Origin of the sequence: Aciduricibacillus chroicocephali (assembly GCF_030762805.1) — a bacterium.
In the GTDB taxonomy this organism is placed as follows: domain Bacteria; phylum Bacillota; class Bacilli; order Bacillales; family Amphibacillaceae; genus Aciduricibacillus; species Aciduricibacillus chroicocephali.
Map to the genome: position 1 here is coordinate 2,369,301 of NZ_CP129113.1, position 13,004 is coordinate 2,382,304.

The 13,004-nt window shown below is 41.4% G+C and carries 13 protein-coding genes; 6 read left to right on the plus strand and 7 right to left on the minus strand.

Going from position 1 to position 13,004, the window contains the following annotated elements:
- Positions 1-105 precede the first annotated feature (105 nt).
- The 4 genes from QR721_RS12195 to QR721_RS12210 form a co-directional block, all read right to left on the minus strand.
- Positions 106-2,946: an S-layer homology domain-containing protein gene (locus QR721_RS12195; protein WP_348027354.1), complete on the minus strand. Its 2,841-nt coding sequence runs from the start codon at positions 2,944-2,946 to the stop codon at positions 106-108.
- Positions 2,947-3,208: 262 nt separating this feature from the next.
- Positions 3,209-4,231, minus strand: coding sequence for an S-layer homology domain-containing protein (locus tag QR721_RS12200; protein WP_348027356.1), 1,023 nt, complete (start codon positions 4,229-4,231; stop codon positions 3,209-3,211).
- Between the two features lie 118 nt (positions 4,232-4,349).
- On the minus strand, positions 4,350-5,249 hold the full coding sequence (locus tag QR721_RS12205; protein WP_348027358.1) for a hypothetical protein: 900 nt from the start codon (positions 5,247-5,249) through the stop codon (positions 4,350-4,352).
- Positions 5,250-5,386: 137 nt separating this feature from the next.
- A complete protein-coding gene (locus tag QR721_RS12210) occupies positions 5,387-5,563 on the minus strand; it encodes a hypothetical protein (RefSeq protein WP_348027360.1) in 177 nt (58 codons plus the stop codon).
- Between the two features lie 350 nt (positions 5,564-5,913).
- Between QR721_RS12210 and QR721_RS12215 the strand changes: the two genes are divergently transcribed.
- The 3 genes from QR721_RS12215 (at position 5,914) to QR721_RS12225 (ending at position 9,115) form a co-directional block, all read left to right on the plus strand.
- On the plus strand, positions 5,914-6,543 hold the full coding sequence (locus tag QR721_RS12215; protein ID WP_348027362.1) for a hypothetical protein: 630 nt from the start codon (positions 5,914-5,916) through the stop codon (positions 6,541-6,543).
- Positions 6,544-6,712: 169 nt separating this feature from the next.
- Positions 6,713-8,386, plus strand: coding sequence for an ABC1 kinase family protein (locus QR721_RS12220; protein WP_348027364.1), 1,674 nt, complete (start codon positions 6,713-6,715; stop codon positions 8,384-8,386).
- A gap of 108 nt (positions 8,387-8,494) precedes the next feature.
- The gene (locus QR721_RS12225) at positions 8,495-9,115 is read left to right on the plus strand and encodes an SH3 domain-containing protein (protein WP_348027366.1); all 621 of its coding nucleotides are present in this window, start codon (positions 8,495-8,497) and stop codon (positions 9,113-9,115) included.
- A 172-nt stretch (positions 9,116-9,287) separates the two neighbouring features.
- On the opposite strand, the gene QR721_RS12230 is transcribed toward QR721_RS12225, so the two are convergent.
- A complete protein-coding gene (locus tag QR721_RS12230) occupies positions 9,288-9,635 on the minus strand; it encodes a KGG domain-containing protein (protein ID WP_348027368.1) in 348 nt (115 codons plus the stop codon).
- 220 nt (positions 9,636-9,855) lie between these two features.
- Here QR721_RS12230 and QR721_RS12235 point away from each other — a divergent pair, with 220 nt between their 5' ends.
- The 3 genes from QR721_RS12235 to thiD all read left to right on the plus strand — a co-directional run bounded on the left by QR721_RS12235 (position 9,856) and on the right by thiD (position 11,096).
- Complete coding sequence (locus tag QR721_RS12235; RefSeq protein WP_348027370.1) at positions 9,856-9,996, plus strand: YpzI family protein; 141 nt, start codon at positions 9,856-9,858, stop codon at positions 9,994-9,996.
- A gap of 14 nt (positions 9,997-10,010) precedes the next feature.
- Positions 10,011-10,160: a small acid-soluble spore protein P gene (locus tag QR721_RS12240; RefSeq protein WP_348027372.1), complete on the plus strand. Its 150-nt coding sequence runs from the start codon at positions 10,011-10,013 to the stop codon at positions 10,158-10,160.
- A 108-nt stretch (positions 10,161-10,268) separates the two neighbouring features.
- Positions 10,269-11,096, plus strand: a complete 828-nt coding sequence (gene thiD / locus QR721_RS12245) for a bifunctional hydroxymethylpyrimidine kinase/phosphomethylpyrimidine kinase (protein ID WP_348029843.1) — start codon at positions 10,269-10,271, stop codon at positions 11,094-11,096.
- A gap of 50 nt (positions 11,097-11,146) precedes the next feature.
- Here thiD and QR721_RS12250 read toward each other — a convergent pair whose 3' ends face one another.
- Both QR721_RS12250 and QR721_RS12255 read right to left on the minus strand, forming a co-directional pair.
- Entirely contained in the window at positions 11,147-11,575 is a 429-nt protein-coding gene (locus QR721_RS12250) for a hypothetical protein (RefSeq protein ID WP_348027374.1), read from the minus strand.
- Between the two features lie 91 nt (positions 11,576-11,666).
- The gene (locus QR721_RS12255) at positions 11,667-12,986 is read right to left on the minus strand and encodes a nucleotide sugar dehydrogenase (RefSeq protein WP_348029844.1); all 1,320 of its coding nucleotides are present in this window, start codon (positions 12,984-12,986) and stop codon (positions 11,667-11,669) included.
- Positions 12,987-13,004 lie beyond the last annotated feature (18 nt).

Consider the following 13,004-nt stretch of genomic DNA (forward strand, 5'->3'; position numbering starts at 1 on the left):
GATAAAAACAGTGAGATGTTCAATCCTCGCTTACATTATGTAATTAAGGAACATAATAAGAAAAGCCCTGCAGCATTTTTGCTACAGGGCGGATGGAACATTTTATTATTGTGTTTGCTGGATTGCTGCATTTAGAGCTTCGTTGACCGATGCAAGTGTGTTGAATTGCTTAATTGCACCGTCACTATTGAATTCTGCATTTTTCAGGAAGTTTTCCGCAGCTGATGACTGTTTAGCTTGAGACAGGTTGTTGAAGGTATTATTACCTGCAGCTTTTAGCAAATCAATTGCTTCTGTGTTGGAAGATGTTTTCTTCAAAGTATTGATCTGATCCAAAGCACCTGTATAGCCCGGAATGATTCCAGCTTCAGGATTACCTCCCTCTGCTGGTGTGACCAGAGCTAGCCCTATATCGTCTGGGCTGTTAAAACCACTATCAGGACGTACTTTGAGCAATTCTTCCGCAATATGCAAACGATCCGCTGTTGGCACATTCAAGTACACCGGCAGTGCAAGAGCATCAAGACCTTCTTTCACAGCTGTTGTTGTTGTCGCTTGGTTGATTGTGGTCACGGCCTTATTAGTATTACCGGTTTTATTCAAGCTGGCGATTGCGTCTTGAACTGCTAGCATGCGTTGTGCATTGGTTTCACCCGATAAAGTTTTAAAATTACTGTTATTTTCGCCGAAGTAGAGATCCTTATTTGCCTCATTAACATTCTGTGCACCGAGTGCTTTCAGTGCTGCTATAAGCTTATCTGCAGAGTCGGCATTTTTCACAGCATTAAAGTTCTGAAGGTCGACTTCTGCTTGAATGTCCATTGCAGTACCAAATCCGCCTGAAATATAAACATCTTTATTATTATCAGCGACATTTTTGATCCCTGGGTAAGCCTTAAGAGCAGTAAGCAAAGTATCAGCGTCTCCAGATTGCGCTGCATCCTGGACAGCTTTCACACTATTGGCGCCAGCTTCTGTATTGCCTGCATCAATAGCATTTGCGACATCTTCGGCACTCTTAGCATTTTGCAATTTATTAATATAGATCTTCCCATTAGAAGGAATATATTTATCAAGATCAATGACTGTCTTATCATTCGTATTGACGAGTTCAGCTAATTTCCTTACGTTTGCTTCAAGTGTGTTCGGTGTTGGAGAATTCACAACATCCACTACAGCCAGTTGTTGATCTATTTTCTTGAGAGCAGCAGTTACTTCAGGGCTCAAATTCCCATCAGCATTCGGGGTTGCATATTTGCTGATGAGCACTTTTTTATCTTGTAGCACCGCTTTATCAGAAATGGTATTCAGATTATCACTGGCCTCTGTGACATATGCGTTATTAATTCCATTAATAACCTCTTGAATGCCTTGAGCGTTTTTAACAAGAGCTCCGTCGGCTTTAATTTGATTATCAATGGCGGACTTATAGTTCTTTTCACCGTTGCCTGTCAGCCAATCAAAGTTAACACGCTTGAATGCAGTGTTCTCAAGAGCGTTCTTCAATGCTGTATCATTATTTGCCTTGACTGCCTCTGTGACTTCTTTGGCAAGCGCTTCACTTTTGGCACCGTTTTCGATTTCATCATTGACCTGATTTACCCAGGCTTGGATGCTGGCAACTGTGAGTTGTTCACCCTTTTGATCTGCTTGTGAAATAAAACTCTGCTTTTTCTCGAGATATGCTGCAGCATTTTTTGCTTCTGCACCTGCTATGCCAAGCTTGTCAAACGCATTATTGAGAGCAAGCTGGCTATCGGCATCTCTGAATTTCTGTACATTCGCCGCTAGCTCAAAGTTATACTCTTTTCCACCAACTGACCAGACACCTTCCAGCTTGTCTACCGGATTTATAAATTTGAATGTCGCCTCTGTATCGCCTGCCGCAATTGTAACTGGTTTAACCGCTATGCGATTAGCTTTATTATCAAGGACTGTAAGCTGTTCATCAAAGCGGTCTTTATTTACAGGTTCAAACGTTACTGTTACACCGTTCCCATCAATCTTTTTGATATTCTTAACTGCAACGCCCTCTTCTGCCACAACAACTTTGACTGTAACTTCTTTCGCTACGTTACCTGCCGCATCTTTTGCATTGTAAGTGACTGTATATGTTCCCGGTTTCTTCGTGTCAATTTTATCTATTTCATTGCCTTTTGGGTCCTTTATAACTGTATTGATTTTTAAGTTTTGATCTTTATTATCAGACACTGTCACATTAGGCAATTTCAGTTCTTCACCGTACTTCACATTGACTGTCTGATCGCCTTTAATGCTTATCACAGGAGCTTCCTTGTCACCATTGACCACCTGCTGAGCTTTATAGACAAATGTAGCGAACTGAGCTCGTGTAACGGGACTATGAGGCCTGAAATCTTTATTTCCGACAGCCGTTGTAATTCCTAGATTAGCTAAAATCTGAACATTTTCACGGTGTGTTTCACTTACATTGCTAAGCTTTACTTTTACATCTTTACCAGTATCATATTTTTTAAGATTATAAGCTTGTACGAGTACGGTAGCCATCTGTTCACGTGTCAAATTGGACCAAGGTTTAAATTGACCACTTTGTCCTTTAAAAACACCTGCCGCAGAAACTGCTGCAATTGCATCTCCCAGCCCTTTATCAACCTTTTTTACATCTTTGTACTTTCCGAGTTCCTTATCTCTATTAGAAGGTATTTTCAAATTCTTTGCCTGCTTCAGCATGAGTGCAACCTGACCGCGCGTTACATTGTTATACGGTTTAAAACTGCCATCCTTATAGCCGTGAATTATTCCTTTTCCGGCAAGTGCCATAATTGCATCATAGTGATCACTTTTTGAAGTCACGTCTTTAAACGAAACGTTCTTGGCAGCCGTTACTGCAGGAACTGTCGCTACAGCAGCTGCAGAAAACGCCATTGTGGACAAAGCGATCTTTCGGAAATTCTTTTTCTGAGTCATGTGAAAATTCCTCCTTGGGAGAACATGTATAAGTTCTATGGAAATGTTTGTGTGCTCACAAAGTTATCCATTACTTACGCTCTTCCCGCAAAAAGGGTGGAATAATATAACATCTGCTTAACAAAATACTTCTATCCTATTACTTCGCTGTAACAATAATTTTCCAATCAATGTACCACATTCTTTATATGGTTTCTTTATTAACATTTCTTTCAAAGGTTCAAAAAAGGCAGCAGTACTAAGACTGCTGCCTTTTTTAAGCTTATTTGCCGATAAAATGCTGTGTCCAATACCCGCCTGTCGCTTCATAGCCGACTCCGATTTGTGTGTAATCCTTGCTTAGAATATTTTTTCTATGGCCAGTGCTCTTCATCCAAGCATCAACAACTTCTTCCGGAGTTTGGTAGCCAAGCGCAATATTTTCTCCAGCCGCCTTATATTCTTTAACTCCATATTTCTTCATCAGATCAAATGGCGAACCGTAAGTTGGACTATTGTGATCGAAATAATCTTTATCCAACATATCCTTAGACTTGGCATAAGCTGTCTTGTTTAACGTAGCATCTGCTTTCAAAGCTTTCAGCCCACGGCTTGTCCGCTCTTTATTCGTCAGTTCTACAACACGCTTTTCATATGCCTGCCTAATTGACGTTCCATTTTGGGCACCTGCTTTCTTAGCCAATTGGGCTTTATAGAGCATTGTAGCAAATGCCCCCCTGGAAATCGGTTCTGCAGGACTAAAATCTTCCAAAGATTTAGTAATACCGAGGTTTGCCAGTACCTGGACATTTGTGCGATGAGAAGGACTCACATTACTCAGATGAATTGTAACTTTCTTGGACTGAATCTCGTCAAGCCTCATACCGCGCACTAGCATTGTTGCAGCCTGTTCTCGTGTTATGTTCGCTGCCGGACGAAAATATCCATTGCTCCCTTTCAAAATCCCGTTTTGAATTACCGTAGCAATATCAAGATAAGCTGAATTTTTTTTTGTAACATCTTTATAAGGTTTCAACACTTCCAAAGGGTTCGCCGGAGCTTTTAATTTCCCCTCTTTTACCATGATATGAGCAGCCTGCTGGCGTGTCATCTCATTCCAAACACCAAACTTGCCATTTTCATAGCCACGTATGATACCTTGATCCGAGAGACTTGTTACTGCCTTGTAATGCGGATTGGTTGCTTTGACATCAGAAAAAGTTGCTGCTGATACAGTAGGCAGTCCGGCGGCAAGTAAAAGTACACAAGTAATACTTGCAATCAACCAATTTCTTAATTTGTTCATATAATATCTCCTTTCTTTAACAGATCAGAAAATGAGAATACAGTTCATAAATGATTATATCGTACTTTTCTACCTTTCCGGTAAGTACTATGCTAAAATCTTTTAGCAGTTTTATAGTTTAATCATTTTGTTCATACTCAAAATTGCCGTATCTCAGCTTTTGAGAATCTATGACAGAAGCAGCTCTTCCCCCAGGAATCTTAAATTCTCTTTGCATATTTTCCTGTTCATTTTGTTCAGCATCCATTCTACTCACTTGCTGATGAATAATTCTATCGAGCATTGCAAGTCCATTCCAACTCTGTTCCTCTTCAATTAAATTTATTGCAATTCGCAACTTCCATTTTGCACTAAGCTCTTTCCAGGAAGACAGTGGCAAAGTATCCAGCATTACAATCATCTGTTTAACAGATTCACAAGTTTGTAATTGCACAGCTTTACTCTCTAATTCTCTCGTCTGTTGCCTTACTTTCTCCATGTCTAAAAAACCTTCATTAACAGCAGAATCAATGACTGCCTCTCTTCCAGCTGTCCCCAAATTAATAAAATCACTGCCGATTTCTTCGATTGCTCGGTCCATAAATAATCCCTCAGAAGTTTTTTCAACTTGTAACGGCAATATATCTATCAGTTCAAGTCGGCGTTGTAATTTGATTTTTAATGGGCAAGTTTGTACATCAGAGATTATTTGTTGCAGCATTTCGACTTCCCCTTTTGTCTGAACATTTTCTATCTCTTCTTCTACTTTGTACAATCGCTCCAACCAGTTAATACGAAGGTATAATTCTTCTTTTTCATTCACAAGTACTTGTAGCTTTCTCGTGTTTTCACGTATTTTAGCAATTGCTAATTTATCTGTTTCAGTACTTTTTTCATATTTAGCAAGAAATATATTCAATTGTTGATAGAGTGCCTCTTCATCTGATTTTTCCGTCGTTGAAAACGTAATGGACTGTACGGAGTCCAAGTCTGAAGGGTTATCGGCATTTGTAGCAGGAAAAGATGTAAAATCTACCACTTTCATTACCTCCTGTTTGCTTATTTGATCTTCAAGGAAAGAGAACTCATAAATTAAAGGAGAGTGTGAAAACAACAAAGATGAAAAAGAAGCTCTGGCAAAACGCCTTCAGAGCTTCAATATTGCATAGCAACATATCACAAAATATTATCCTCTTCATCTTCATTCTTACATGATGGTATGCCTTTCAGTATATCCGCCTTCACATTCAGTTCATAAATCCATGTAATTGGTTTTAGCCTATTTATGTAACTTTCCCACAGAGTTGAATAGCCAAACTTTTCATTTTCTCTATCCATACCCGCCCGACTCATTCTTGAGCACTCCTATTCACAAAATAGTATTAAATAATTCAAATTACCTATGCATTCTCATCATACATGTTTCGCCAGCTTTTTACAAATAGCTCTTTATAATCTAAAAATCCCATTCCTTAATCATCTACTTCTCCTGTCATAACAGCTTAGGACAGGCCATATAATTTTCTGCAAACGTCATTTATATTCAGGAGGCTGCTATGGAGATTAATGAAAAGGAATTAAAAAATGAAAGCACTTGTAATGATTTGTCTACAAAACATGCTCCACCAAAAATGAAATCATTAGGAAACTCCCCGACTTCACGAACACGTCGTTCAAGTTCTTCTTCAAAGAAGAGGTTGAACATGCATATACCAATACTCTTAGCAAGTCTTGCAATCGGCCTTATTTTTGGTGTTCTTCTTGCCAAACTGGGAAGTGGACAAATTTCTATAAATGAAAAACTATACCGCGGTGCGATCTATGCTGCTGCTCAAGATCATAAAAGCGCAGCTGTCCATTTCAATAAACTTACCGAAAAAGAAATCTCAAAACTGAAAGATGATGAGCGTAAAGCAGTCTTCCAATCCCACATGCTGAATAACCGCTACGACCAAGCACTTGAAGCCAATCCTGACGGAGCAGAAGAGCTCATCGTTCATTTGGCTGGAAAAGGGAACATTCAAATGGTAAAAAATATAAACTCCACGCTTGTTCCTATTAAATACGAAAAAGCGTTCTTGCAGAAGAGATACAAAGCTGTGCTTAGTCTAAAGAATGATGTGGAAATGACTGAACGACGACAACAGCAGATTGTTGAAGCACTTATAATGACCGGGGATGTAAAAGGAGCTGTTAAATTCGCAAAAGCATACAAGTTAGGGCATATGCGTTTTGAAATGGAGCGGCATTTCGAAAAATACGTACAAGAAGGCCGGACTACCGAGGCGCAGCAAGCAGATGGATATGCACAAATTAGCAAGATGGAGGAATAGGATTTTAAAACTGCAATACAATTCATCAATATGTGCGAACTCGATTAAAGCTTAGAAAAGTGAAGCTTTTTGGCTAAAAGGTAAATCCCTTCTCTCGTTATCCCGCTTTCCTTTCCATAATGCACCAGCTCTCCTATAATGAAAGAAAAGCGATAACGGAGGAATGGACATGTCCATCAATAAAGGATTGCGGCATACGAAACGGCTGCAGGAGATTCTAAACGCTTTTTTGCGAAATGGTCTGAGCCACTTCCTGCATCGGATCGGATTGACAAACCGGGTAAAAGACGAAGAAGCAGATCCGGAAATAAATATGAACACAAAGGATATCGGCGTTAAATTGAGACGTTCTCTCCAAGAACTCGGGCCTGCTTTCATTAAGCTTGGTCAGATGGCAAGCACACGGAGAGACTTTGTCCCTGAAGAGATTGCACATGAGCTCGAAAAACTGCAGGATGAAGTTGAATCCATCTCTTTTGAAAAGATTCGCTCAATTGTGGAACAGGAACTTGGCAATAGCCTTGAGAATCTATTTAAAAGCTTTAGTGAAATTCCGCTTGCCACAGCATCCATAGGCCAAGTGCATCTTGCAGAACTTCATACAGGTGAACATGTTGCGATTAAAGTCCAGCGTCCGGATATTAAGCCAATTGTCGAGAACGACCTGGAAATTCTTCACGGCATCACTGGTTTAATGGAATCACGCCTTAAATGGGCGAAAAATTATCACCTCCAGAAGCGGCTTGATGAGTTCGCCGACTCTCTCCGTGAAGAGTTGGATTATCGGATAGAAGGTCGTAATTGCGACCGAATCAGCAAACAATTCGAGAAAGATAAAACCGTCCACATTCCGAAGATCTACTGGGAATTCACGACTAAAAACGTCCTCACGATGGAAAGAATTCAGGGAATTAAAGTGACCAATGTTGCGAAACTCGAAGCAGCCGGACTAAACCGAAAATTGATCGCCAAAAGGCTCGCTGACTCCATCTTCCAGCAAGTCCTCATGGCTGGCACCTTCCACGGCGATCCCCATGCGGGCAATATTTTTGTCATGCCGGGAAATGTAATATCCTATATCGACTTTGGGATGGTCGGCAAAATGAGTGAAGACTTGCGCTATCATTTCGTCTCGCTTCTGCTTGACCTGAAAAAAGGGGACTCACGAGGAATCATCAATACGTTTCAGAAGATGGATATCCTTGAAGACGAAGAGAATACATACTCGCTTCAGAAAGACTTGGATATGCTTATTGCGAAGTACTATGACGTTTCCCTGAGTAATATCAGTCTCGGCAATGTGATGGGGGAAATCTTCGTAATTGCTTACCGCAATAAAGTCCAGTTGCCTGAAGGAATTACCCTTCTTGGAAAAGCCATTTTGACGATGGAAGATATTATGGACAAGCTCGATCCTTCCTTCAGCATTATGAAAGCTGTCGAACCGTTCGCTGAGAAGTTAGTGAAAGAACGCTACCGTCCAGACAATATTGCCCGTCATGCATGGGACCGCATGCTCGAAGATACAGAAATTCTCTTCAGCCTGCCAAGAAACCTAAGGGACATCATGGGGCTTGTAAAGAAGGGCAAAATCCGATTAGACATCAATGTGACCGAATTGCAAACCTTGCTGCTAAGAATGGATAAAATCAGCAATAGAGTATCTTTCAGTATTATTCTGCTCGCCTTCAGCATCCTCATGGCAGGACTCATTATTGGGGCTTCCATTTCCGGACAGACGACAATGCTCTGGCGCCTGCCTGTCATTGAAATCGGCTCGATTATAGCAAGCCTCATGTTCCTTTTCATGGTCTTCTCGATATTCAGATCGGGGAGAATGTGAAATAGGTAGAACTTCCAATAACCGCAACCTCCTTAATTAAGAGGCTGCGGTTATATTTTCTGCTGATTAAGCATATATTTTGAAATCAATATGCTGCAGAAGGACAAAATGAGATCAAATCGAGGAAAAGCTATTCTGGCACTTTTATTTGTATTCATTCTATCCCTTTTCAATAATACTACTGAAGCTGAAGCTACAAAGACTAAAACAGGACATGTTGATATCAAGTCCGGTGTTCTTAATGTACGGAGCGGACCAGGTACGAACTATAAAGTAATCGGAACGGTCAACAAAAATGCTAAGCTAACCATTTATTCGGAGACAAAAAACGGATGGGCCGAGACAAGACTGAACAATAAAAAAGGCTATGCCTCAAAAGAATTCTTAAGATTTTATAAGAAAATATCTAATGCAGAGGCCAAGAAAATTACCGATAAAGTGATTAAAACACAAAGAAAAGTGAACATTACCAGCAAAGCTTTGACAAAGAAACAGATCCATAAAACGATGTCACCGAGCTTCACGAAAAATTATATTAACAAGTACATCAAATATGACCAAATCGCTGTAGGGAAAAACAAAAACGGAGAAACCCTTTACCAAGCACCCGGAACCGACAATCCTTACTACTATATTTGGGATTTTTACTGGAAGACGAATGCCCCCTACATCCCTACCCTCCCAACCGTTAAATATTATGAAAAAACAACAAAGAATACATATATGTAAATCAAAAAACATATGGAGATCTGCATAATACGAATCAGAAACTGTATTTAAGCAAAAGCTCTTCTAAAGCAAATTGGAAGGTGTACAACTATACTTGGTAATTCTCCTTTTACTAACCATAAAAAAAGCGGTGCAGGCTTAATGCCTGCACCGCTTTTAATGGATATTAATCTCAGTCATGTTTGCGAGCGCGCGCCTTGCCGCCTTTACGGCCAGCTTCTTCCTTGCTCATCTTGCCATTGCTTGTGTTGTCATCGCTCTGTCTTGCGCGTGACTCTCCGCCTTTTTGACCAATCTCCTGATAGAACTCTTTGTCATGGTTCTTGGCAGTTGTCTCGCCACCCTTTTGACCAATTTCCTCATAAAACTCTTTGTCATGGTTCTTGGATGTTGCTTCGCCGCCTTTTTGGCCGATTTCCTCATAGAATTCTTTATCATGTGTCTTGGCAGTTTTTTCGCCGCCCAAACGTCCTGCTTCTTCAACCGTCATTTTATGATTCTTGTTGTTTTCTTTAGCCATTTCCTATTACCTCCTGTAAGTTTTTTTTCGTTATTTTGTTGTGCTATTTGTTTTCCCGCTTTTCTTTTTCTAAAACAATATTTAATTCATTTTATGTCGAAATACATCAATCCAATTTTATCTAATCCTTATTTCACCACATGTTCCAACAGTGTCTGAAGTTCGTCTCGCATATATAAATAGTCAAATGCAAAGGCTATTTTTGCGGGAGGTGTGCATAGTGGGAAAAGATCGTCAAGAGAAAAAAATGCGTGAAAGCGGACGGGTCAAGCCGGATCGTGATGTCAACATGCGTTACCCAGGCCGTTCAAGCATGTCCAGCCCAGAGGAAGCGCGCAGACTGAACGACGGCCGTAAATAAGAGGAGGAGATTTTATGTCTAATCCAAAAGGACCGAAACAGCAAAAACAGCCGAACTTGCCATTAGGGCCGGATATGCCATACGGTGAACCGACGAGCGGCAATAAAAAAGTAAAAACAGGCAATCACTCGCGACAGAAACAGAAAAGCCACCATGATATGTAATGCCATGCAGGCCCATCTCATAAGAGGTGGCCTGCTTTCTCTTACAGTAGTTCTGAGCCCTTATATACGCTACAATGGCAAAAAGAGCTCATACATAAAGAGGTGGACCTGATGATAAAACGCGCCTTAACCATTGCCGGATCTGCTGCACGTGGCGGAGCAGGAATACAAGCAGATTTGAAAACATTTCAGGAGTTCGATGTATTTGGCACATCTGCCGTAACAGCGATTGTGGCGAAGAACCCGCACACTGGCAAAGGAATTCATCCACAAACATGGGAAGCAATTGAGGCTCAGCTCGTTACCATTGCGGAGGATATCGGAATGGATGCGGTGAAGACCGGCATGCTGTTCACAAAAGAGATTATCGAGAATGTCACTGAATTCATTCAGAAGGAAAAACTCCATAATCTCGTTGTGGATCCGGTTATGATTGGCAAAATGGGCTCCGCCCTGCTTCAGGAAGAAGCTATGGAAGCAATGCGGCACCGGCTTGTACCGCTCGCAACAATCATTACGCCGAACATGCCGGAAGCTTCTTATCTACTTGGCGGGAAAGAAATCCAAACACTTGAGGATTTGAAAGACTCGGCAAGATTGTTGCATAAACTCGGACCAGCTCACGTTCTTGTCAAAGGCGGACGCCTTGAAGGTCCGGCTGTAGATGTTCTATACGACGGTGAACAGTTCTATCTATTCGAAGCTCCTCGTATTCATACAATCCATACAAACGGCGCTGGTTGCAGCTATTCGGCTGCCATCACGGCTTGTCTCGCAAAAGGAATGAGCGTACCTGATGCGGTGTTTGAAGCGAAGAAATTTATCACTGCTGGTATCCGCCACTCCCTTGAATTCAAACAAGGCGTCGGTCCGACATACCATGCCGCATATCGTCAATACGGTGAAACAGGATGTACGATGAGAATAGAAAAGTGAAAATCAACCCTGAATGATAAAAAGAGTGCACCAAGCCGGCGCACTCCTTTTTAGTCCTTTTTCACAGAAATATGATTCATTCCGTTCTCTGCAAATTCTTTCAGGTACTTCTCTTCAACTGCAAACAGCTCATCAATTACCTCATCATTCGGCGCTTGATCGCCCAGTTTTTCAAGCACATCTCGCTTAGCCAGTCGCTCCGCAAGCTCTGTCCAGAATACATCCCCGTCGTATTTGGCAATATGTTTTTGCATCGCATTTTCATATTCCATCGTTTCAATATGAGCATCGAATGATTCATCATATGTAATGATGTCATCACAGTTGAACTCCTTCGCAAAGGAAATAACATGCTGATACAGTTCATCGTATTCGACAATTCGATCTTCTTCATCCTTCGCGGAATTTGCGACCCATTCTCCAAGATAAAGGAGTTCCAACAGCTGTCTATATTGATCTTTTGTGAAATTTATTTTCATCGGATGGCTCCTTTAATAATGATCCTGATTGATTCACGCGTTCAGTATCTAAACGCACACCCTAATAAGAATATGCACCCAAAACTCAAACCTATAGCCTCCAGAAACGGTATCCTTTCGCTTCCAGTTCCTTTTTCGGCAAAATGCTTTTCACATCAATAATGACTCTTTCATCATTTGGAAAATCACCGAACATGCTTTCAATGCGCTCAAGCGGCCAATCCTTGTATTCATCATGTGCCACAGCGAAAACTAAGCAGTCGACATTACTTATCTCCGAAAGCTCGCTCAACTCAATGCCGTATTCCGCACGTGTGGCGATCGGCTCTGCATGTGGATCCACGATAAGCGGCTCAATGCCGTACTCACTAAGCTCACGGACAATGTCCACCACTTTGGAGTTGCGTATATCGGGGCAATTTTCTTTGAATGTCAGGCCGAGAATAGCAATTTTCGCTTTTTTCACGACTTTGTTGGCGTGAATAAGTTTTTTAATAATCGCATCTGTGATGAATTCACCCATTCCGTCATTGATCTTCCGTCCAGAAAGAATAATCTGGCTATGATATCCCAGCTTCTCCGCTTCATAGACGAAATAATATGGATCTACACCGATACAATGACCACCAACAAGACCAGGACGGAAACTGAGCGCGTTCCACTTCGTCGCCATCGCATCAATGACTTCCTTCGTATCAATCTCCATTCGATCAAAAACCATGGCGAGCTCATTCATGAATGCAATGTTGATGTCACGCTGGCTATTTTCCACGACCTTCGCTGCTTCTGCAACCTTGATTGAACCTGCACGGTGAACTCCCGCCTCAATGACAAGCTCGTATACTTGCGCAATCTCTTCCAGGCTTTCTTCATCCATTCCGGAGACAATCTTGATTATTTTCTCCAACACATTCACTTTATCCCCTGGATTAATACGTTCAGGAGAATATCCGACCTTGAAGTCAGTACCGCAGACTAGACCGGATTCCGCTTCCAAAATCGGAATGCATACATCTTCCGTTACCCCAGGATAAACAGTAGATTCATAAACGACAATCGAGCCTTTCGTCAAATTCTGACCAATTGTTCGGCTCGCGCTTTCCACTGGATAAAGATTCGGTGTCTTATCAGTATTAATCGGTGTCGGGACAGCTACGATATGGAATTTTGCATTGCACAGTTCAGACTGGTCGCTCGTAAAATGAACCGTCGTCTCCTTAATCGCCTCATCTCCGACTTCCTCTGTTGGATCCACACCTGATTTGTAGAGTTCGATTTTCTCTTTACTCAAATCAAAGCCGATGACATCCGCTTTTTTCGCAAAAGCAATTGCGAGGGGCATGCCGACATAACCGAGACCGACAACGGCAATCTTTTCTTCTCTATTTAAAATCTTTTCATATAGGCTCATCGTTTCTTTCCTCGCCTT